Genomic DNA, 21767 nt, shown 5'->3' with positions numbered 1-21767 from the left:
GATCGATCAGCCCCGAACGTCGTTCGCCGACATGGTGGCCTCCGATGGCATGTCCCAGATGATGAATCAGGAGATCGCCGCAAGCGATCGATCAGTCCGTGCGAAGTGCTGAGCGATACCCGCCTACAAGAGCAGGGGGGCCTCCGGTTCGGGATCGCTGGTCGACACCGGATACACCTCGACATCAGGCAGGGGAACGGCAGTCACCGACCCCACCACAGTCGGAGACGCCAGCTGCGTCGGCCCAGGAACGTCCTCGCGGGTCCTCACCAACATCGGAGACGCCAGCTGCGTCGGCCCAGGAACGTCCTCGCGCGTCCTCACCAACATCGGAGACGCCGGCTGCCTTGGCTCACCAGCGTCCTCGCGCGTCGCCAGCACCGACGGCACCGTGAAATCCTGATCCGGCTTACCACAAGGCACGATCACGTCATCCGGCCGCCCCACCGGAGCTCTCCGGTCCACCACCAGAAAACTCCGACGCCCCACACCCAGTTGCACCGGAGCATTCCGCTCCACCACCAGAGCATCCGGCTGCCCCACCGGAGCATTCCGGTCCACCTTGCTCGCCGCCACACCCAGTAGCACCGGCCCCTTCCGCTCCACCACCAGAGCATCCGGCTGCCCCACCGGAGCATTCCGGTCCACCTTGCTCGCCGCCACACCCAGTAGCACCGGCCCCTTCCGCTCCACCACCAGAGCATCCGGCTGCCCCACCGGAGCATTCCGGTCCACCTTGCTCGCCGCCACACCCAGTAGCACCGGAGCCTTCCGCTCCACCACCAGAGCATCCGGCTGCCCCACCGGAGCATTCCGGTCCACCTTGGTCGCCGCCACGCTCGGTTGCACCGGAGCGTTCCGCTCCGTCTCGGGCTCGTCGCCCTGCTTGGGGTCGCGGACCAACGCGTACCTGGCCAACTGCACGTTGTTGGCCTCGATGTCGACCCCCAGATCGCTGAAGCTCCGCACGCTGTTCTCGAGCGCCGGTACAATTTTGGCGACTGCGTTCAAGCAGTCCAAGATAGTGTCGGTGGCTTTGAAGTGGCCGCCCTTGAAGAGGTTCCAACTGTCGTACCCCTCCCCCGACCCGTCACCGTGGATCGGCGCGTACTCCCCGAGATAACGGACGGCGTTCGCATGAGAGAGGATGTACCCGCCGATTGCGCCCAAGTGCGCAGCGGCCACGTTGATGGCGTCGGTGTCCACATGGAGCTCGCCACCACCGGAACTGGTCTCGGTACTCATCGGAATCAACCACCCATCCTCGTCGAGCCGCCCCAGCTGTCTCGCGTCATCGGTTCCGACGGCACGATCGAGTGCACGTCCAACTCGCCGGAGAACAACTTCACGGCGTCGACGCCAGGCGGGAGAGTCGGCGCCATCAGAGCCGCCGACTCGCGGATCACCTGCTGCTGTGCATCGGCGATCGTGTTCATGACGGCTGCGGACAGTTCGGCGGGAGCCATCCGCTTGTAGGCGGAGCTCGGAAACGTGACGTCCTTGACGACGCCGCCGTAGGCCACGGTAACTGAGACAACCTTGCGAGGGGCGATGGCCGTGCAGGAGATCTCCCGCATGCTCCGCTGAAGCTCCTGGAGTTCGGCCATCTGATTGTGGTACTGCGCGGCGAGTTGCTCCATTTGTTCTGCGTGACTCGACATGCGCACCCCTCCAGTCTGCGACTACCGGCTTGACCTGACAGGGATGAGTACAACTACGCCATCCGTTCCGATCAACACGATCGACCGCCAACAGGGTGAAAGTGAATCCATAGGTGCCCTAATACACCAGCCCTTCTTCGAGGTGAGACGGCCTATGGCGGTGGCGGTCAGACAGTCGCACCGCACAGGTCGGCGAGTTCCCCGCAAACCGGACGGGGGTGGGGCCGGGGCCGGTGAGGGGCGAGGACACCAGCGAGCGAGGGGACCGACGATCGTCGCCGCTCTTCGGGGCGCAGCGGGTCAGCGACCAGCAGTGCGCTGCGGTGGTGATCATCGAATCGGCGCCCAGCCCGTGCGGTGTCCAGGCAGTAGCGAACGCGCCGTTCCGGGGTGGGGATCTCGTGCAACTGGATTATCGCCGCGTAGTCCAGGGCAGTTCCGGCGTCGCCGCGGTGTGCACGCCGATGCGGTAGATCACCACGTTGGTGCCGGACAAGAACCCGCCCGGGGTTCTCCGTCCGGCCAGGCGCACGGCGGCGGTGTCGGCTTCGCCGATCAGCTCCGGGGCCCTGGCGGCGGTTGTCGCTCGGGGCTGTTGTGTAGGCCGCGCATAACAGCGATCCGCAGGTGCCCAGCAGCCCGGGTGCCGGGTCACCCTGGTCGGCACTCACGAGTCACCAGACGACGATGCTGGTCCCAGCGTGATGAAGACTCCGCTGGACAACACGTCGAGTGCATGTTTCATCCGGTCGTAGACTCGCCGGACCGGACCAGCGAAAGTGCCGGCGCCGGCACCGCATACCAGCACAACGACGACACGGCAATCGCCACCACCGCTGCAGCACGAGTTCCCGGTGCGGCTGTCGAGGGAGCTCGATCGCTGGCCTACCCCTCGATCCGTGCCTCTCGGCTCACGCTGACGCAGGCTCTTTCCTCACCATGACAAGGAAAACGACCGATGAAGAAACTCATTCGCAGCTTCCGAGTAGACCGTGACTGACATCGAGCCGAATATGTTTGAGCCGCCCAAGCAGTCTATTGAGGACTTCATCGCGGTGAGGCCAGTGTTGCCCGTTTAGCTCGACAAAAGCTCACGCACGGGACGACTGACTACCTCCGCGCCGTGACGCGTGCTGCACTGGAAACCTCACTCGGAGGTGGCGATCGTGCGAACAGAGCCCTGCGTCCTGAACCAGACGGCGACCTGGTACCGCGACGCCATGGCGTGGCCCGTGGAAGTGACGGACGGCCTCGTGATCTTGCCCCTCGGACAGGGAACTGTCGCCTTCGACGTTCCGGGCAACCGCGCCGCGCCCGTCCGCAAAAGGCTTGAGCAAGACGGTTTCTGCACGCCGGCAGTGCTGCTGATGAGCGCCCAGAGATGCCATGTGATGTTCTTGGCCGAAGCCGACCACGCGGTGTTGGGGCAGTATCAAATGCCGGAACATGTCCGCTACCTCTGCGCGCCCGCGGTGTTGCCCTTGCCAATACTCAGATCACCGATGTCGCAGCACCATTGGTGGTTCAGCGAGCCGGATCCCGCGAGGCGCTGGCTCCACTCCGCAGCAGCGGTGTTGGCGGCGATCAACGCCGAGACGCCGCCTCAGCAGCGATCCCATATGGACACCCGACGCAGGCCTCCGGTGAGAATCTAATTTCCTATCGGATAAGCGAACATGGGCGGTGCCGGCTCGCGGCACCGCCCATTTCGACTTCAGGCCTCGCCGGTCAGATCACTGGGAAAGCAGTTGGGCGCAGCGGATGAGGCCCAGGTGCGAGTATGCCTGTGGGTGGTTGCCCAGCGAGCGCTCGGCCACAGGGTCGTACTCCTCGGGCAGCAGACCCGTGGGGCCCGCGGCGGCGACGATCTGACCGAACAGCTCCTCGGCCTCGGTACGGCGGCCGGTGAGCAGATAGGCCTCGATCATCCAGGCCGCGCACAGGTGGAAGCCGCCCTCATCGCCTGGCAGACCGTCGTCCCGCCGGTAGCGGTATACCGTGCTCCCCGACCGCAACGACGCCTCGATCGCGGTGACCGTCGACTGGAACCGCTTGTCGGTCGGGTCGATCAGCCCGGACAGACCCACGAACAGCGAGGCCGCGTCCAGGTCGTCGCCGTCATACGCGGTGGTGAACGACTGGGCCTTGTCGTTCCAGCCGTTCTTCAGCACATCGGTGGCGATCGTGTCGCGAAGCGGCGCCCACAACGGGTCGATGTCACGGCCGAACTGTGCGCCGAGCTTGATCGCGCGGTCGATGGTAAGCCAGCACATGACCTTCGAGTAGACGTGGTGGCGCGGCGCGTGCCGTTCCTCCCAGATGCCGTGGTCCGGCTCGTGCCAGCGGCGTGACACCGCCTCGGCCATCGCCCGGACCATGCGCCAGTCCGCGTCCAAAAGAGATCCGCGGGCGGTGGCCAAGGACACCACGAGGTCGACGACCGGTCCGAACACGTCTAGCTGTACCTGTTGGTTGGCGAGGTTGCCGACGCGCACCGGGCGGGAGCCCGCGTAGCCAGGCAGTGTGTCGATCACGGCCTCGACGCCGAGCTGGGTGCCGTGCAGCGTGTACAGCGGATGCAGACGCTCCGGGCTCGGAATGGTTTCCAGCACGCCCTGCAGCCACGCCAGGAAGCCGTCCGCCTCGGCCAGCGAGCCCACCGACACCAGTGCCGCGGCGGTCATCGCGCCGTCACGCAGCCAGCAGTAGCGGTAGTCCCAGTTGCGGACACCGCCGAGTTCCTCCGGCAGTGACGTGGTGGCCGCCGCCATGATCGAGCCGGAGTCCTTGTGCACCAGCCCGCGTAGCGTCAGCGCCGACCGCAGCACCAGATCGCGCTGCACGGTCGGCAGCGTCAGTCCGGCCGCCCAGTCCGACCAGTATGCGATCGCGCGCATGTGCCGCGTTGGCTCGTCCACAACGGACTCGGACAGGTCATCGGTACCGCAGCGCAACTCCAGCAGCACCGGCACACCTTCCCGTGGACGGACAACGGCGTGTGCCGTCTCGTGCACGCCGTCGGAGGTGATCTTCCACTCCACGCCAGGAGAGCGCAGCACCATCGGCTCCGAAGTGCCGAGCACTCGCAGACCTTCTTGAACGTGCCGCAACTTGACGGGTACCTGGCCGAACTCCGGTCGCGGCGCGAACGTGATCACCGCGTTCGTCGACCCGGAGATTCGCCGCACGAGGTCCGTCCGGTGCGCGGCGAGGTCGTGCTCCAGGTAGTCCGTCACGAGCAACCGCGACCAGCGGGTTTCCACGATCATCGTGCCCGGCAGGTAGCGCTGGCCCAACGGCAGCGAACCGTGCTCCGGCTTGATCGAGAAGTGGCCCGCGGCCGGACCGCCCAACAGATCGGCGAAGATCGCGGCGGAGTCCGGCTCGGGGTGGCACAGCCAGTTCACCTTGGCGTCCGGCGTCACCAGCGCGACCGACCGCTCGTTCGCGAGCATGGTCAGCCGCTCGATCGGCACGGCCTGGTCGCCGTTCAGCCACGCTTGGCGTTCCTCCAGCAGGAACGCCAGAATTGTCGCCGCGTCTGTCGTGTCTTCCACGAAGTACGTCGCGAGCGACTCGCCCGCGCCCACGCGGATGCCGATGTCCGGACCGGTAAGGCGCGCGAACGCTTTCTCGTCCGTCACGTCGTCACCCAGAAAGATCGCCGCGGTGGCCCCGACGCGGTGGCGCAGGATGTCCAGCGCACGGCCCTTGTCGGTCTCCACCACGGTGAACTCGATCACGGCCTTGCCCTCGGACACGTGCACGTCTTCCCAGGCGCACAGACCAGACCGCAGGACGGCCAGCACCCGCTGCGCGACCGCGGGGTCGCAGCGCCGGTAGTGCAGTGCCACACTGGCTGGTTTCACCTCGACCAGCAGTCCGGGAGTCGCGCGGAACAGCGCCTCCAACGCCACCCGGACCCGGCCGAGAACATCTCGAGCCTCCTCGGGTAGCTCGTGGACGAAACCGATGTCGAACTCCGAGCCGTGCGATCCGACCAGGTGGACCTCGGCGGGCAGGCGGGAGAGCGTCGCGAGATCACGCAGTGAACGACCGGAGATCACAGCCGAGGTCGTCTCGTGCAGGCCTGCCAGGGAACGCAGGGCCGCAACCGACTCCGGTCGCGGTAGCGCCTGCTCCGGGTCGTCCACGATCGGTGCCAGCGTCCCGTCGTAATCACACGCCACCAACAGGTGCGGTGTGCGGGCGAGCGTCGTGAGCGCCCGTCTCAGCTCGACCGGAAGGCGCCGACCGCCACCGGAGGCGACGTCGGGAATGGTCGTTGCAGCGGTCACAGCGGCTCCCTCCACAGTGGAGGTTTCGGCAACCTCCACCGTCGTTCTTGCGGTATCTCTGCATGATCCCTCGAATCCGCTGGTGATCGAGGAGGTGAAACGAACTGTGTCCCATGCTTAAGCAAGCCTTACGCAGAATCGACCTCGTGGGGGAAACCGTGCCCTTCACGCCGCCGTGGGCGGTGTGTTCCGGGCAATTCCGCGAAGAAGACGGGCAATGGTGATCCACCGGGATTGTGCTCTGCCACGCAGTCGAACACGCTGGTCCAGCGGCACCCGATCCGGATTCGGTTCGCCCTCCTTCCGCCAACAGGAGTGCGGGGACTCGGTGTGCCCGTCGGCGGCCGGCTCGCAGGGGAGTCGGCCGCCGATGCTCTCGTTATGTGGAGCTGAGTGGGACCAGGGACGGCGCAGGGCGCATACGGATGAGAGAACCCGAACGCAGAAGGTTCGAGGACCGCGTCGCGCGCCTCGTCAACACCATCAGGTCCCGAAATGGGCTAGGTGCGCTGACGCGGGACGAGCGGCTGCGCCGCTCGTCCCGCCGGCACTGCGCGGATATGGCCGCACAACGCGTACTGGCTCACCAACTGACGCGTTGTCCGGACCCGTTCGAACGCATGATGGCTGAAGGGTTTCCAGACCCGGCCGGGGAAAACGTCGCGTTCGGGCAGGAGACACCGCACCGGGTGATGGAGGCTTGGCTGCGTAGTCGTCCCCACCGGGCCAACATCCTCAACCCCGAGTTCCGGGTAATCGGCGTTGGCCTGCTGCACAACGCCGACGGACACTGGTGGACCCAGAACTTCGGTTACTGACCTTGGGCTTCTGGGCGGGATCAGGCTGACAGCGCTGACATACCGCCGTCGACGCGCAGGTAGGTTCCGTGCATGTGGGAGGCCTCGTCGCTGCCAATGAAGGCCACCGCCGCCGCGACTTCGTCCACGGTCCCGTAACGCCTGTCCGCGGCCAGCCCGGTGTAGGCGGCCCGCACCGCCTCGACTGACCCGAGCACCTTGGCCGCCCCCTGCTCGAGCCGTTCGATCATCGGCGAATCGATAGGACCCGGCATTACCGCGGCCACACGCACATTGTACGGGCCGAGTTCGGATGCGGCGCTCTTGGTGAGACCGAGCACTGCGTGTTTGCTTGCCACGTAAGGGCCGAACAGCGGCATGCCCATCACCCCTGCGGCCGACGACATATTGATGATCACTCCGCCGCCCTGCTCGATCATGATGGGTGCCGCGTGCTTGATCCCCAGGTAGACCGATCGCGTGTTGGTGAGCAGCACCCGGTCGAAGGAGTCATCGTCCTGCTCGGTCAGCGGAGCGATGTGCCCCTCGATCCCGGCCAGATTGATGAGGACGTCGACGCGGCCGAACGTAGAGCCGGCGGCGGCCAGATAGGCTTGTACGCCATCCGATGTCGTAACGTCGACCTCTACTGTCGCGCACTTCCCACCCGTACTCTCGACGGCGAACACCGCCTCCGTGAGCGGCGTGCGACCGCTGCCGACCAGCAGGAGCCTGGCCCCTTCCTGCCCGAGCCGTTTTGCGACAGCCACGCCGATAGCGCCTGCGGCGCCTGTGATGATCACGGACTTGTCTTGGTATCTGTTCATGGCAAACCTTCTTCGAACGGGAGTGTGGATGCGGAGCAGACAGGGGCAAGCGAGAACAGTTCGTAGCACGTGATCGTCGCATGCTGCCCCCGGCCAGACCTGTGCGAGTGCGCGATCACCTGAGCCAACCCGGACTCCACGCCGGAGTCGCGCAACCGGACCGCTCCAGTGCCTGCGAGGTCCACGGTCGCCGTCTCCGCGGTGATCTTCACGATGCCACTCGGTGATGCGATCACGCTGTGGTCCGCCCGCGATGTCGGAGTGCACACGACACGACCGGACGCGTCGAGCACCATGCGCAAGCCGCGGCCGTCATCGAGGCACACGCCGCGCGCCCACACCAACGTGGTCTCATCGTCGCCCGCCGACCGGACTGCCAGCTCCAACGTTCCGTCGATCGCGCGACCGGCGGACACTGTGCTCGCCCCTGTGGCGAGGCGACCGTCCGCGGTCACGTACCAGTCCTCGTCGACGTCGCTCACCAACACGCGCTCACCGTCCATCGCGAGGTTCTTGCCGCCCCACCGCACCCGCACAGCCGATGCCCCGGAGACGGTGAGTCCGTCGCCCGCTGAGGCCTCCAGCGTTCCGTCTGACCAACGCACACGTAGCCCCGCGAGCTCGAACTCGAGCACGGACCCACGCCAGAGCGCATCAGGCACCTCGCCGCAGTCATCGCATGCGTGCACTTCCGCCGGCCATTCCTTGGTGGACAGCGTGCGGTGTGCGCACACGAGCGCCTCAAGCTCGCCGGTGCGTTGGTTCCATACGATGCGCGCCATCTGACCGTTAAAGGATTCGATCATGACCAGGGATCTGGAGGCGGTGACCCGCCATCCCGTCCGGGCGCAGCGCACGTCGAATCCCGCCGGAGAGGCGATCTCGGCGAGGCCGTCGGCACAGGTGAATTTCGTCCGCCCTGTGTCCGGGTCCAGCACGAACGTGGTGCCCTGCCGTCGGACCTCGGCGTGGTCGGACCTGGTCACCCGCAGCTCGACGTCGTCAGTGAATCCGACCTGAGCGGCATCGGAGTCGACGCGCGCGACCGTCTCACGGTCACCAGTCCGCGCTCGCATCTCGCCCGTGCCGAAGCCGTAAACCACTCGAGGTTCAGCGTCGCTGAGCCCGATGCGAAGCGCAGCCTTATCACGCATCGTGTGGAGACGCGCGGTCTTCACCTGCGCCCGGTCTCCGACGAGGCCCACCAGGATGGAGTCACCGAGCCGAACGCCGTCGTGCCCCAGCGTGAGCGTGGGGGTGCCGCATGGTTGGACGTACACGCCCAGACGTTGCTCACAGCCGTGCCCGTTGCTTGGGACGTGGCCCAGCAGATCACTTGTGACCGCGGTCGACGCGGCGTCGAACGCGGTCACAAGTGATTGGGCGCCGTCGATCCGGGTGACGACAGCGCCCCGCCGGTCGGAGTTCACGACGTGGCGTTCTTCAGCCGTCGCGACCACGCCGTACCACGAACGCACGTCCATGAGCCGGGCGGATGGCCTGCCGATTGGACGCTGCCAGTCGTCCGGAGACATTGACATCACGGCGTACTCCCCACGGCGTGCCAGGGCTGGTGAACCCAAGCTACGGTCAGATGAGAAGCAGGCGATGACGCCAAGCGATCCTGACCCGATCGGCCACGAGCGCGTGTTCCAACGGGCGATCGGAAGGCACACTCGGGCATCGTTGCTGGTCCGAACGTGCATCATCGCTTCAGCCGTGGTTCTCCTGAAGTTCAGTCGGGCAGCAACGCGAGCTCCGCCTCCGCTCGTGCCCTGTCATCGTGGTGTGCGGGTCCGACGAGCAAGTCGAGCGCGAGCGACAGCCGAGTTCTCGCGCGCTGGTGCTCGCCGGCCTTGCGCCATGCGATGCCCTCACAGAGTGCGAGTTCGGCCTCGCTACGGTCGCCCGGCTCACTCCCGATGACCAGCGACGCCGCCTCGTGGTAGTGGTGTGCGGCCTGCGCCCAGCGCTCCAGTCCCACGAAGCAGTCACCCATGTTCGTATGCAGCATGAGGATGACCTTGACGATCATTTCCCGGTTCGTGTCGGCGAGCAGGCTCTCGGCCTCCGACAGCAATGTGCGGTACACGTCCAGGGCCTCCTCGAACCGACGGCCCACCTGCAGCGCGGTCGCCAACGCGGTCGCCATCGAGAACCTGACGTCGAAGAAGTCGTATTCCATCGACATCTCGTAGGCTCGTACGTTGTGCTTCATGCCTTCTTCCGGACAGCCAAGACTGAGCAGCACCGTCCCGGCGCACGCGTGCGCGACCATGATCCCCCGTTGATAGCCGATCTGGTGGGCGAGCGACAGCGCCCCGCGGGTCGACGCGAGCGCGGAGTGGCCGTCGTCGAGGCACTGGAGCTGCGCCCAGGCGAGCTGTGTCAGCATCTCGACCTCCGCGACCTGGTCGCCCAGCTCTCGCGCGGCTCGCACACCGATCTCGAAGACCTCGTCCCAGCGATACTCCAGTTCGCGGCCGTGCACATGGCGGTGCATCGCCAAGGCGAAGTCGAGTGCCTCGCGGTACCTGCCGAGCGCGGCGACCTCACGTTGCGCGGCCAGCCAGTTCGTCGCCTCGCTGTCGAGCCACTCCTTGGCCTCGGCCTGTGACAGGAATGGACCGTCCGGGTGCACCGACGACACATCCGGGTAGACCAACCGGCCTGCCGCGGACGCCTTCCAGAGCACATGCGTGTAGAGGGCGTCGCGCAGGCGGTTCCGGGTCTGCTCAGGCTCGTCCTTGGCGAGACACTCGCGCGCGAACAGGCGGAGCAGGTCGTGGAACTGCAAGTGCCTCGACGCCGACGTGACATTGAGCAAGGACGCCTCCACCAGCTCGTCCAGGTACAGATCGATCTTGTCCACGGCCACCCCGACGGACACCGCGGCCATGTCGTGGTCGAAGTGCGCACCGGGGATGAGCGCGAGGCGGCGGAATACGACCTGCGCCATAGGCGACAGCCGCCGCAACGACACCTCGAACGCGGAACGCAGCTGCAAATCACCCGCCGACAGCGAATCAAGCCGCATCCGCTCGTCCCGCAGCTGCCGCACCAGATGCGCCAGCGACCACCCCCTGCGTGCCGCCAGCCGATTGCCCACGATCCGCACCGCGAGCGGCAGGCTGCCGCACAACGCGACAACCTCGTTGGCCGCCTCCGGCTCGTTCCGCACAAGATCCTCACCCACGATGGACGTGAGCAGGTCGATCGCGCTCTCCGCAGGCAACACGTGCAGCATCAGCCATCGCGCCGCCTCCAGGCCCGCCAGCACGCGGCGGCAGGTCACGATCGTCAGACCGCGCTCGCCGCTGGCCAGCAGCGGCCGGACCTGAGCCTCGTCGGCGGCGTTGTCGAGCACGACCAACACCCGCCGGTCGCGGAGCAGCGTCCGGTACAACGAGCCACGCTCGCCATCCCCCGCCGGGATCCGGCTCGGCGGCACGCCGAGCGCGGTCAACATCCGTTCCAAAGCGACGCCCGGCTTCATCGGCCGGTCGTCGACGCCCCGCAAGTCGAGTGCGAGGCAGCCGTCCGGGAACTGCGCCGCCAGCCGGTCCGCGGCCGCCACCGCAAGCACGGTCTTACCGACTCCAGGCGGCCCGGCCACCACGACAACGCCACCGGTCTTGGCTTCCCTGGAGAGCCGCTCAAGCTCAGGTTCTCGTCCGACCAGACCCGGCACGGTGGGCAACGCGTACAACATCGTCCGGTTGCCAGAACGCGCCGACCGGCGCCTCCCCTCCTTCGCCAGCAACACGAACGACTCCCGCTCATCGCCCTCGAGCCCCAGAGCCGACGCCAGCAGTGCGGCCGAACGCTCCTGCGCCGCGGCCGCCCGGCCGCGCTCGAGCTCACGCAACGCGCGCACACTCAATCCCGACAACCGGGCCAACTCCGCCTGCGACAGCCCCAGTGTGGTCCGGTAGCGCAACAGGGCTTGGCCGAACGACGGATTGGAAGTGGAGTCTGACAAATCGGTCACGGCGGGTATTGAACCGGTGGAATCCAATGAGGAAAAACATCCTCACAACCGCCCCAGATGGCCGCAAATCGCACTCATCCACCGCTCACAACGCCCTGATCTGGGCAGACTCTCGGACTGCTAACCCTTTCGGGCGATCAGCAAGCCGCCAACCGGAGGTCGACGTTGCCCGAACGAACTCGCATTCGAGGGCGAACGCGCACACTTTTCGACCATCCTCCCGGCTATCACGTGCCCATTCCCTCACCCGAACATGCGCCGCCGCAATAACAGAGCGCAGAATTAGACAAAAAGGCATTAAGTCATAATTAAAAGAATCCTAGGTCTTCCTAATCGCTCCCCTACGATGTGTCCGACTGAGTGCGCCGCAGGCTCCGGACACCCCTCGATCGGATCTGGACGACCTGGCCGACGTACCGCCCCGTACCCACTCCTTCCTGGGAAAACACTCCCCCAAGCGGCGAAGCCACCGCCGTGACCAACGGACCCGCTCGGACACCGTCGTGACAAGCGGGCCGAGCGCCCCGCGGAGGTGGTCGAAACCAGGCCCAATGGCACCGGCAGCTTTCCGCCTACCAAAGGCTGCCGCCCCAGAAGCCTTGGTGATTTAGCCCACCACGGGGTTCTCTAATCGCATGACTCCCCACACCGCCTGGCCGAGTGACTCGCGCCGCTCAGCTACGACCTCCCAAGCCCGCCGCGCGGCAGTTCGCCTGTCTGTTCAGGCGAGCGACCCACTCGTCGCCTCGGGGTTGATCGCGATGCTCAGCCACGTCTCAGGGCTCGAGATCGTCGACGACACGAGCCAGGCCGATGTGATCATCGCCGTGCCAGAGGCCGGCCTGCACACGCTGCTCACCGAGACCAAGGCCCGACTGGTGCTGATCGCAGATGACCTGCGCCAGGCCGAGTTGTGGTCCGCCATCGAGCACGGCCTGGTCGTCCTGGTGCCGCGATCGGAGGCGACGAACAGGTCACGGCTGCTGCGCGCCATCACCGACGCCCGCAAGGGCCGGGGCGACCTTCCCGCTGAGCAGCTCGGCGCGGTGTTACAGGGCCTCAAGAACCTTCAGGAGAACACGCTCACGCCGCGCGACCTCACACTGAGCGGCCTGTCCCAGCGAGAGACGGAAGTCATCCGGCTGCTCGCGGACGGACTGGACACGGCTGAGATCGCTGAGCGGTTGATCTACTCCGAACGCACGGTCAAGAACGTTCTGCACAACATGTTGAGCAGGCTCAACCTGCGCAATCGCGCCCACGCCGTGGGCTACGCGCTCCGTCAGGGCCTTATCTGACGCCGACCATTCGAGGTGACGAGATGACAGACGAGACGATGTTGTCCCACAGGGACTTCGCCCTGCTGCGCGCGGTGGCGAGCGGCCGCACCCAGCTCACCATCAGCTGCGAACCCGACATGTTCATCGACGGATTAGCGGCATGCGACCAGAACGCGGTGCACAGGCTTGTACACCTGGGACTCATCAGAGCTGCCAATCTGGCAGCGGTAGGTGAGCGCGTAACCGCCATCCTGACCACCCTCGGCGCGTCGGCGCTCAATGCTTCCCTTCCACACCTCAACAGCGCGTGACAGGCCGCAGCGACATCCCTGTGAAGAGTTGCGAGGTGGACGCCCGACGCGGCCTCGCATACAGACCACAAAGGACTGTCCGACCGATCTTCACGATGGCCGCTTTCGCCGCCCGGAAACCGAGACACCGCCGGCTACCCGTCGACCTGGAAGTTCAGCGGTCGCCCTTCGCGCACCTGACGCCCGAGTAGTTCGGTGTGGAACTCGACGGACGCGCGGTCGCCTCGTTCGATGGCTTCCAACAATTCACCAGCTGCTGCGGTGGCCGTCCTGAATTCGAGCAGATTCTGCGCCGCCTCTAGTTGGCCAGACCTCGTCAATTCACATCCCATCGCGCTCAGTACGTTTTCAAGCTCGTTCATAACCCCCACCGTTCGTCCTCGACTGCACCCAGGTTGCGTGACTGGGGCGGCATCTCGCCACACGAGATGCCGGAGTCTGCCCAAAGCACCATCGTTCGTTGCCCCGACACGACGTCAAGGCATCCCTGGTCGAAACGCTGGAAGAACCGTTCTGGCTCATAGGCTCTCCTGCACCCTGCGTCGAGTCGGCCAGGATTCCTTCCGCTGCACGCGTCGCTGCAGACTCTCGGCGGCGAGGCGATGGACGTCCGTTCGGGCCACATTTCAGGTGCGTCCATTCCGTGACACCGCGAAGCTCTCCCCAGCACGACCGCCGACTGGAATCGTGGTGACCCGGCCCCATTCGATTGCCGGGCAGGGAGTTGTCGGGCAGTCGAGTTTCCGGAGGACAGTGTGATGCACAAGGACTCGAAGACCGAGAGCACCGACGAGTTCACCCCGTGGATCCTGTCGGATCTCGGCGTGTTGGATGGCGCCGACTACGACGACGGCGAAGCGGAGCTGACCGCTCAAGATGCTTCGGTAGCCGCCGAACATGAATGCCTGGCCGCGTGGAGGAATTCGGGCGGCCCAAACTGGGCAACCACAACCTCCGCACGGCGCGCTACCGTGACTGCGGCATCGCCATCACCTCGCGGGGCAGGCGGCACGCCACCGTCGCCGCCCACCTCCTCTAGCGGTTGGTGGTGCTGAGGTATTCCGGGAGGTAGCGGGCACCCGCCGGTGTCGGCACGGCCGCTTCCAGGGCTTTGATGTCCTCTGGGGTGAGAATCAGATCGACGGCGGCGAGATTCTCCAACAGATACGTGCGACGCTTCGTGCCCGGGATCGGGACGACGTCAACGCCGCGGCTGTGCACCCACGCCAAGGCAAGTTGGCCCGCGGTGACCCCACGCTCGGCGGCCATGGCGCGCAGCCGTTCGGCGATGCCCAGGTTCTGCTCGAAGTTGCCCTCGGTGAAGCGCGGCTGGAACTGGTCGCGCTGGTCGCCCTCGGGCAGATCGGCCCGCGAGGTGAACCGCCCGGTCAGGAAGCCGCGGCCCAGCGGGGAGTACGCCACGATGCCGATACCCAACTCGCGCGCGACCGGCAGGACCTCGTCCTCCAGGTCCCGGGTCCACAGCGACCACTCGCTCTGCAGTGCCGTGATCGGGTGGACGGCGTTCGCCCGGCGGATGGTCTGCGCGCCCGCCTCCGACAGGCCGAGGTGGCGGACCTTGCCCTCCCGCACCAGCTCCGCCATCGCCCCGACGGTCTCCTCGATCGGCGTGTTCGGGTCGACCCGATGCTGGTAGTACAGGTCGATGTGGTCCACCCCGAGCCGCTTCAATGAGGCCTCGCATGCGGTCCGGACGTACGCCGCGTCGCCGCGCAAGTTCCGAGCTTTGGCGTTGGCCGGGTCGTGGACGACGCCGAACTTCGTGGCCAGGACGACCTGGTCGCGACGGTCGGCGATGGCCTTGCCGACCAGAACCTCGTTGGTGTGCGGGCCGTACATGTCCGCGGTGTCGAGCAGGGTGACGCCGTTGTCGAGCGCGGCGTGGATGGTGGCGATCGACTCGGTGTCGTCGGTCTTGCCGTAGAACCCGCTCATCCCCAGGCAGCCGAGCCCCTGGGCGCCGACTCGCAAATCACGCAACAAACGGGTGTTCATGCAGAAGCCTCCTGGGACCGCGCGAGGCGGTCGTAATTGTCGATCTTGTAGTCGAGGATGTCGAGGCACCCGAGCAACTGGCGGATGCGCTCGCGGACGTCGTCGCGGTGCCGCTCCAGGATTTCCTTGCGCGGAGCCACGGTGACCGGTCCCTGCCTGCACAGGGCGGCGCACACGCGCACGTCCGGGACAGGCACGCCGGTTATGCACTGCTTGGTCAGGAACGGCAGCACGAGATGCCTCCCTCCCTGATCTAGGGGAGCGCTGCTCGCCCGAATGGCGCCAGCAGCCCACACACAGCACTCAGAATCCCTGCGGTTGTCAAGCATTGCAAGCACTCAAGGCCATCCGTCTTCTGGCGGACAAGCCAGGACGCCTTCGGCGATGAGTCAGCGGAGCCTTGACGGCCACGCGGTCCGCGTGTCTTCCGTGTGGGCGCAAGGCGATCGAACTGACCAGATCCGCGCCCCGGACTTGGGCGGCCAACTCGAGTTCAGCGAGCACACCGCACAGTCCGCGGCTCGGTTGTCCAAAGTTGGTTCGCCCAATCGGACACAACTTTATGTAAGAACAGGCAAGACCAGTCGATCGGATTGAACAACACGGCCCGTCACTACAGGATAAGTTAGACACTCTGCGTCCACCGAGTGTTCAGGCTGGGGTGAATCCATAGGTTGGCTATTTCACGACATACGGCGGATACGTCGACGAGAAGCAGGAGGATGTGACGAGTTGGCCACGGACGAGTGACCATCCCCGGTCGTTGAGAGACTTACCAGCCGGACTATCGAGATGCACCCCCGGCCGACCGGCGTCTGATGGCGAACACCGCGGCACCAGGGTGTCACCACCCTTTCATAAATGCCTTTGTCGACCCCTTGAGTCAGCCAGCGATGCGACATCGAACCTCCGCCCAGTCCGTGCCATTGACGCCCACACTGCACAGCACGATTGCCCCTGACTCGACCGAGAGATGGTTGAACCGTGAACGGCGGGACGCGAGTCGACGGAAACGGAGCCCTCGGCGAGGTGGCTCCCTTCCCACATGGATTCCACGAGCTGTCCGATGCCACAGACTGGTATCGAGCAATGATGGCCTGGCCGACCATTCGCGTCGGCGAGAAAGTTGAGCTAAGACTGAACGGAGGGCAATTGGCGCTCGTGATGCCAACTGTTCTCGCGGAGCGAACTCTCACACGATTGATTAGCTACGGGATTCACGCACCCCTGATCAGTCTTGGCGGTGTCAACAGGTCGATGTTTATCGCGGACGGAAACGGTGAGGTGTGGTCGCAGGTTGGCTTGCCGCCTGCTGTTTCAATTCTCCACAGCCCGGGCACCGTACCGCTCCCTCCGAGCGTTATCAGTAACGAACCGGCGAGTTGGACCTGTCCGGTCGACCCGACACGACGATGGCTTCCAGTCGCAGAAGCGATAGTGCAAACGGTGAGGTCCTTCGCCCGCTAAACGAGAGGCACTGACCGGTGCGACTAGGCGACATCATCCGATCGATATGGCCAAACCATAGGTCCCGCAGCACGGGGATACGAACCGATTCGGTTGTCATTGACAGGAAAAGGAATCCGCACACCTCAATCGTCATGACTTGGTGAAAGTTCCGCTTCAATTTGATCGCGCTCGCTATCTAGGCGAGCAAGAGACCAACACCGTGGGGCGAGCCAACCTGCTCGCCCCACGCAATTGTGGAGGTAGGCGTGGCCACGCTGCTACAGCAGCTTATTAACGGCCTCGTGCTGGGCGGCTTGATCGCGCTCATCGCGCTGGGCTACACGATGGTGTACGGCATCATCCAGTTGATCAACTTCGCCCATGGCGAGGTCTTCATGGTGGGCGGGTTCGCCTCGCTCGCGACTTACTCCTATGTCCTGCCCGATAGCTGGAAGAGCGACTGGTGGGTCGCTCTTCCTTTGATGGCTCTTGGTGGTGCGCTCGTCGCCGTGATCCTTGCGGTGATCATGGAACGGTTCGCCTACCGTCCGCTGCGCAACGCGCCCCGGCTGGCTCCGTTGATCACCGCGCTCGGGGTCTCGGTCGTTCTGAAGGAAGCGGTCCGCCTGTGGTACCCGGGCGCGACCGCTCCGGTCCCGTTCCCGCGGGTCTTCATCGACAAGCAGTACACCCTTGAGGTCTTCGGCGGCACGATCACCATCGGGTCGACCGCGTTGCTGATGATCGCGGTCTCGATCGTCGGTGCGGTGGTCCTGCAGACCTACATCACCAAGTCCCGGATGGGCCGAGCCATGCGCGCCACCGCGCAGGACCCGGACACCGCCCGGCTGATGGGCGTCAACCCGAACCGCACGATCGTGTTGACCTTCGTCATCGGTGCCGCCCTTGCGGGCATCGCGGGCGTGCTCTACGGCATCCAGATCACCAACGTCGACACCGAAGTCGGCTTCCTCTACGGCATCTTCGCGTTCACCGCGGCGGTGCTGGGCGGCGTCGGCAGCATCAAGGGCGCGGTCATCGGCGGGTTCGCCATCGGGATCGTCAAGACGCTGTCGGGCCAGTACATGCCCGGCGGGACGCAGTACGACCTGGTGTGGATCTTCGTCATCCTGATCGCGGTGTTGGTGTTCCGGCCGCAGGGTCTGTTCGGTGAGCCGGAAAGGGTGCGCGCATGAGCCTCAAGGAGACATTGAGCCCGGCGCTCGCGCGGACGCTCACCATCGTCGGTGGCGTGCTCGCGATCATCGCGGCGCTGCTGCCGTGGGTGACGTTCACCCTCAATGACGGCGCCTACCCCGACAAGGCCACCCTGCAGTTCTTCGACGCGCCGTTCGCGGTGAGCGGGTTCCGCCTGCACACGCTGCTGCTGGGCATCGCGGTGCTGGTGGTCGTGTTCACCCCGCTCAAGGTCCGCAACCGGGTGCAGCGCGCGCTCGGCTGGGGCCTGCTCGGGGTGGCGATCATCAACACCCTGTTCATCCTGTTCGGCGGCGGCGGCCTCGGCGCGATCACCGCGATCGACGGCAAGTACGCCTTCGGCGGCATCGTCGCCATCGTCGCCGGCGTGCTGATCGTCGTCTCGGCCAACGCCGGGGAGATCGAGCCCATCCCGCACTGGGACACCAAGGTTCATTTCTTGGTCGCCTACGCGGTGTTGGTGGTCGCGTTCGTCGGTCTGCTGCTGATCGTGGCGATGATGCTCAACGCCGGTGGACAGGGCGGTGTCGGCAACCCGTACGCGGGCCCGATCTTCCTGTCGCTGCTGGGCTTCCTGGCAGGCGCGCTCGGCGCGCTGCACGGGATCGGCCTGACCGGCTGGATCTCGCGGCTGTCGGACGAGCACAAGTGGTTCAGCATCATCGTGCTGCTGGCCTGCGCGCTGGCGCTGCCGTTCACCGAGGCGGGCACCGACTACTGGATGACCACCGCGGCCAACATCGGCGTCTACGCCGCGACCGCGATCGGTCTGAACATCGTCGTCGGCCTCGCCGGTCTGCTCGACCTCGGTTATGTGGCGTTCCTGGGCATCGGCGCGTTCGTCGCGGCGAACTTCTCCGGTGCGGTGACGTCCAAGCTGGGCATCGAGGGTGAGCTGCCGTTCATCGTGGCCGCGATCATCGCCGCGGTCGTCGCGGGCATCTTCGGCGCGGTGGTCGGCTCGCCGACGCTGCGCGTGCGAGGTGACTACCTGGCGATCGTGACGCTGGCCTTCGGTGAGATCTTCAAGAAGTCGGCGCAGAACGACATCGGCGGCCTGACCGGTGGCGCGAACGCGATCCCCGGTGTGCCGCCGCTGAGCGCGTTCGGCAAGGGCTTCGACGACTCGCTGACCATCGGCGCGGTCAAGCTGCCCTCGGGTGTCCTGTACTACGTGCTGATCGTCGTGCTCGTCGCGCTGGTCATGGTCGTGTTCGCGAACCTGAAGAACTCGCGGATCGGCCGTGCCTGGATCGCGATCCGCGAGGACGAGGACGCCGCGCGCGCCATGGGTATCAAGACCGGGCAGGCGAAGATCCTCGCCTTCCTGATCGGCGCGACCCTGGCCGGTGTGGCCGGTGCGGTGTTCGCGCACAAGACCTCGACGGTGGCCTACGACAGCTTCCAGTTCATCGAGTCGGTCACGCTGCTCGCGGCGGTCATCCTCGGCGGCATGGGGTCCATCCCCGGCGCCGTCCTGGGTGCGGCGCTGCTGCTGGTGCTGCCGGAGAAGCTGCGTGAGTTCTCCGACTACCGCCTGATCCTGTTCGGCTTCGCGCTCGTGCTGATCATGCGGTTCCGCCCGCAAGGCCTGGTGCCCGACCGGCACCGACGTGCCGAGTTGGCCAACGAGGGCGCCGAAGGGCGGCCGATCGAGGAGCTCAACGTGCCCGACGACACCCCCGGCGGCGCCAAGGCGGAGGTGGCCCGATGACCACGACGAGCAACACGCCGGTGCTCTCGGCGACCGACGTCACGATGATCTTCGGTGGTCTGACCGCGCTCAAGAACGTCAACATCGAGCTGCACGAGGGCCAGATCCTCGGGCTGATCGGTCCCAACGGCGCGGGCAAGACCACGTTCTTCAACTGCCTCACCGGCCTCTACACCCCGAGCCGCGGCTCGGTCCGGCTCAAGGGGCGCACGCTGCCCAGCGACCCGGCCGCGGTCACCGTCGCGGGTGTGGCGCGCACGTTCCAGAACATCCGGCTGTTCCCCAGCATGACCGCGCTGGAGAACGTCCTGGTGGGACGGCACTCGCGGATGAAGCAGGGCCCCCTCGCGTCGCTGTTCCACGGCCCCGCGTTCAAGAAGGGCGAGGCCGACGCGCGGAAGCGCGGCCTGGAGCTGCTCGACTTCGTCGGTCTGTCCGGTCTGGACGACGAACTCGCGCGGAACCTGCCCTACGGCGACCAGCGCCGCCTGGAGATCGCCCGAGCACTGGCCACCGACCCGGCCGTCCTGCTGCTCGACGAGCCGACGGCGGGCATGAACCCGCAGGAGACCGAGGCCGCCCGACAGCTGATCTTCGCGATCCGCGGGCTGGGCATCGCCGTGGTGGTCATCGAGCACGACACGAAGTTCATCTTCTCGCTGTGTGACCACGTGTCGGTTCTCGTGCAGGGCGAACTGCTCGTGGAGGGCACCCCCGAGGTCGTCCGCGCTGACCCCCGGGTCATCGAGGCCTACCTCGGCAAGCCCCCGGAGGAGGTCCAGGCGGAGGTGCTCGGCTACGCGTCGGAAACCCATCATCGGGACAGCGCGGCTGAGCGCACCGCGATCATGGAGCCGATCCGCGATCCACGCCCCAACGAGGGAGGACAGCAGTGACCGCACTGCTAGAGGTACGCAACCTCAGCGTCGCCTACGGCGCGATCGAAGCCGTCCGGGACGTCTCGTTCTCCGTCGAAGAGGGCCAGATCGTCAGCCTCATCGGCAGCAACGGCGCGGGCAAGACCACGACGCTGCGCACCATCTCCGGGCTCCTGCGGCCCAAGGCGGGCGACATCCTGTTCGAGGGGAAGTCGATCGCCGACGCCGCCGCGCACGAGATCCTGGAAAAGGGTGTGTCGCACTGCCCCGAGGGACGGCGGCTCTTCGGCCGAATGACGGTCGAGGAGAACCTGCACCTGGGCGCCTACGTCCGCAAGGACAACGGCGTCGCGAAGGACATGGAGCGGGTCTACGAACTGTTCCCGGTGCTCGGACAGCGCCGCAACCAGAAGGCGGGCCTGTTCTCCGGTGGTGAGCAGCAGATGCTCGCCATCGGCCGGGCGATGATGTCCAAGCCGCGCCTGCTCATGCTCGACGAGCCCTCGATGGGGTTGTCGCCGATCATGACCCAGCGCATCTTCGACACCATCTCCGAGCTGCAGTCGCAGGGCACGACGATCCTGCTGGTCGAGCAGAACGCCCTGGCTGCTCTCGCCTTGTCCGACCGCGGTTACGTGGTCGACCTGGGTCGTACGACGCTGGAAGGCCCGGGTCACGACCTGCTGGCCGACACCCGTGTGCGTGCGGCCTACCTCGGCGAGGACTAGGGTCGCTCACCCTGAGACTACCCACGTCGCAGGTGAAGGTTCGATGCTGTTGGCGGCCGCCAACAGCATCGAACCGAGACGAAGAATCAGTGCAGAGCCACATGATCGACGCTTTCAACACCGCGAAACGATCCTGTTGGACTGTCGTCGCCAGCTCAGTGACGCACGTAGTGGTAACGGGACCGTTCCCGTCTTGTAGGTCACTCCCGCACATGGTTATGCGCCCAGCTCATAGCCAGCCCGGCAGACGTGGTTCCACTTGTGTGTGTGAGATCCAGCGCGAGCTGCGTCTCACAGGGCGTTCAGCGAAGCAAGTGCCCAGTCGACGACTGGAGACACTGCCACCGCGACTCACTCACGCTCGGAATCCCTGCCCGACCCGTACCAGCACAACACCTCAACGTCGTGACTCCGCTCGAGTACGGAGACGCCTCGTGCTGACAGCGGATCTAGGCCGTGGTCATCGGGGCAGACGTGCGATACAGGGAACGCGTGCGCACGCTTGCGCTTCTAGAGAGGGGCACCGCCATCCAATAGCTCAGGGAGATCAGTGGATCCAGATTTGCGTGTGGGCCTTTGTGCAAGTCGAATGGCATCAA

General features: G+C 65.9%; 18 protein-coding genes. 9 read left to right on the top strand and 9 right to left on the bottom strand.

Annotated features, from left to right (window positions below; translation table 11 throughout):
- Nucleotides 1-123 precede the first annotated feature (123 nt).
- Complete coding sequence (locus tag C8E96_RS34015; protein WP_228772120.1) at nucleotides 124-1245, bottom strand: hypothetical protein; 1122 nt, start codon at nucleotides 1243-1245, stop codon at nucleotides 124-126.
- 5 nt (nucleotides 1246-1250) lie between these two features.
- A complete protein-coding gene (locus tag C8E96_RS13390) occupies nucleotides 1251-1640 on the bottom strand; it encodes a YbaB/EbfC family nucleoid-associated protein (protein WP_166657975.1) in 390 nt (129 codons plus the stop codon).
- A 1187-nt stretch (nucleotides 1641-2827) separates the two neighbouring features.
- On the opposite strand from C8E96_RS13390, the gene C8E96_RS13385 reads away from it, so the two are divergent.
- The gene (locus tag C8E96_RS13385) at nucleotides 2828-3316 is read left to right on the top strand and encodes a hypothetical protein (RefSeq protein ID WP_133794400.1); all 489 of its coding nucleotides are present in this window, start codon (nucleotides 2828-2830) and stop codon (nucleotides 3314-3316) included.
- 78 nt (nucleotides 3317-3394) lie between these two features.
- Here C8E96_RS13385 and otsB read toward each other — a convergent pair whose 3' ends face one another.
- A complete protein-coding gene (otsB, locus tag C8E96_RS13380) occupies nucleotides 3395-5959 on the bottom strand; it encodes a trehalose-phosphatase (RefSeq protein ID WP_228770376.1) in 2565 nt (854 codons plus the stop codon).
- Nucleotides 5960-6384: 425 nt separating this feature from the next.
- On the opposite strand from otsB, the gene C8E96_RS13375 reads away from it, so the two are divergent.
- The gene (locus C8E96_RS13375; RefSeq protein ID WP_091384408.1) at nucleotides 6385-6777 is read left to right on the top strand and encodes a CAP domain-containing protein; all 393 of its coding nucleotides are present in this window, start codon (nucleotides 6385-6387) and stop codon (nucleotides 6775-6777) included.
- Between the two features lie 20 nt (nucleotides 6778-6797).
- Here C8E96_RS13375 and C8E96_RS13370 read toward each other — a convergent pair whose 3' ends face one another.
- The 3 genes from C8E96_RS13370 to C8E96_RS13360 all read right to left on the bottom strand — a co-directional run bounded on the left by C8E96_RS13370 (nucleotide 6798) and on the right by C8E96_RS13360 (nucleotide 11574).
- Complete coding sequence (locus C8E96_RS13370; protein ID WP_091384400.1) at nucleotides 6798-7583, bottom strand: SDR family NAD(P)-dependent oxidoreductase; 786 nt, start codon at nucleotides 7581-7583, stop codon at nucleotides 6798-6800.
- Nucleotides 7580-9043, bottom strand: a complete 1464-nt coding sequence (locus C8E96_RS13365) for a hypothetical protein (RefSeq protein ID WP_143116547.1) — start codon at nucleotides 9041-9043, stop codon at nucleotides 7580-7582. The genes C8E96_RS13370 and C8E96_RS13365 overlap by 4 nt, the downstream gene beginning before the upstream one ends.
- Nucleotides 9044-9318: 275 nt before the next feature.
- Nucleotides 9319-11574 (bottom strand): helix-turn-helix domain-containing protein, encoded by a 2256-nt coding sequence (locus C8E96_RS13360; protein WP_166657974.1) that lies wholly within the window; start codon nucleotides 11572-11574, stop codon nucleotides 9319-9321.
- Nucleotides 11575-12335: 761 nt separating this feature from the next.
- Here C8E96_RS13360 and C8E96_RS13355 point away from each other — a divergent pair.
- Together C8E96_RS13355 and C8E96_RS13350 are read left to right on the top strand one after the other, a co-directional pair.
- On the top strand, nucleotides 12336-12872 hold the full coding sequence (locus C8E96_RS13355) for a helix-turn-helix transcriptional regulator (protein ID WP_228770375.1): 537 nt from the start codon (nucleotides 12336-12338) through the stop codon (nucleotides 12870-12872).
- 23 nt (nucleotides 12873-12895) lie between these two features.
- Nucleotides 12896-13165: a hypothetical protein gene (locus C8E96_RS13350; protein WP_091384388.1), complete on the top strand. Its 270-nt coding sequence runs from the start codon at nucleotides 12896-12898 to the stop codon at nucleotides 13163-13165.
- Nucleotides 13166-13299: 134 nt separating this feature from the next.
- On the opposite strand, the gene C8E96_RS13345 is transcribed toward C8E96_RS13350, so the two are convergent.
- Nucleotides 13300-13527, bottom strand: coding sequence for a hypothetical protein (locus C8E96_RS13345; RefSeq protein ID WP_133794396.1), 228 nt, complete (start codon nucleotides 13525-13527; stop codon nucleotides 13300-13302).
- A 539-nt stretch (nucleotides 13528-14066) separates the two neighbouring features.
- Between C8E96_RS13345 and C8E96_RS33230 the strand changes: the two genes are divergently transcribed.
- On the top strand, nucleotides 14067-14204 hold the full coding sequence (locus C8E96_RS33230) for a hypothetical protein (RefSeq protein ID WP_166657973.1): 138 nt from the start codon (nucleotides 14067-14069) through the stop codon (nucleotides 14202-14204).
- Here C8E96_RS33230 and C8E96_RS13340 read toward each other — a convergent pair.
- Together C8E96_RS13340 and C8E96_RS13335 are read right to left on the bottom strand one after the other, a co-directional pair.
- Nucleotides 14201-15181 (bottom strand): aldo/keto reductase, encoded by a 981-nt coding sequence (locus C8E96_RS13340; RefSeq protein ID WP_091384384.1) that lies wholly within the window; start codon nucleotides 15179-15181, stop codon nucleotides 14201-14203. The two genes, C8E96_RS33230 and C8E96_RS13340, sit on opposite strands and share 4 nt — an antisense overlap.
- Entirely contained in the window at nucleotides 15178-15414 is a 237-nt protein-coding gene (locus C8E96_RS13335) for a MerR family transcriptional regulator (protein ID WP_091384380.1), read from the bottom strand. The genes C8E96_RS13340 and C8E96_RS13335 overlap by 4 nt, the downstream gene beginning before the upstream one ends.
- Before the next feature lie 1482 nt (nucleotides 15415-16896).
- On the opposite strand from C8E96_RS13335, the gene C8E96_RS13330 reads away from it, so the two are divergent.
- The 4 genes from C8E96_RS13330 to C8E96_RS13315 are packed head-to-tail and all read left to right on the top strand — an operon-like array spanning nucleotide 16897 to nucleotide 21168.
- Nucleotides 16897-17826, top strand: coding sequence for a branched-chain amino acid ABC transporter permease (locus tag C8E96_RS13330; protein WP_091384375.1), 930 nt, complete (start codon nucleotides 16897-16899; stop codon nucleotides 17824-17826).
- Nucleotides 17823-19562, top strand: coding sequence for a branched-chain amino acid ABC transporter permease (locus C8E96_RS13325; RefSeq protein WP_091384370.1), 1740 nt, complete (start codon nucleotides 17823-17825; stop codon nucleotides 19560-19562). Before C8E96_RS13330 ends, C8E96_RS13325 begins: the two co-directional genes overlap by 4 nt.
- Nucleotides 19559-20458, top strand: coding sequence for an ABC transporter ATP-binding protein (locus C8E96_RS13320; RefSeq protein WP_091384367.1), 900 nt, complete (start codon nucleotides 19559-19561; stop codon nucleotides 20456-20458). Before C8E96_RS13325 ends, C8E96_RS13320 begins: the two co-directional genes overlap by 4 nt.
- Nucleotides 20455-21168, top strand: coding sequence for an ABC transporter ATP-binding protein (locus tag C8E96_RS13315; protein ID WP_091384364.1), 714 nt, complete (start codon nucleotides 20455-20457; stop codon nucleotides 21166-21168). The genes C8E96_RS13320 and C8E96_RS13315 overlap by 4 nt, the downstream gene beginning before the upstream one ends.
- Nucleotides 21169-21767: the final 599 nt, after the last annotated feature.

It is taken from the genome of Actinokineospora alba (assembly GCF_004362515.1).
GTDB classification, from domain to species: domain Bacteria; phylum Actinomycetota; class Actinomycetes; order Mycobacteriales; family Pseudonocardiaceae; genus Actinokineospora; species Actinokineospora alba.
This window is presented reverse-complemented; position numbering and strand designations above follow the sequence as displayed.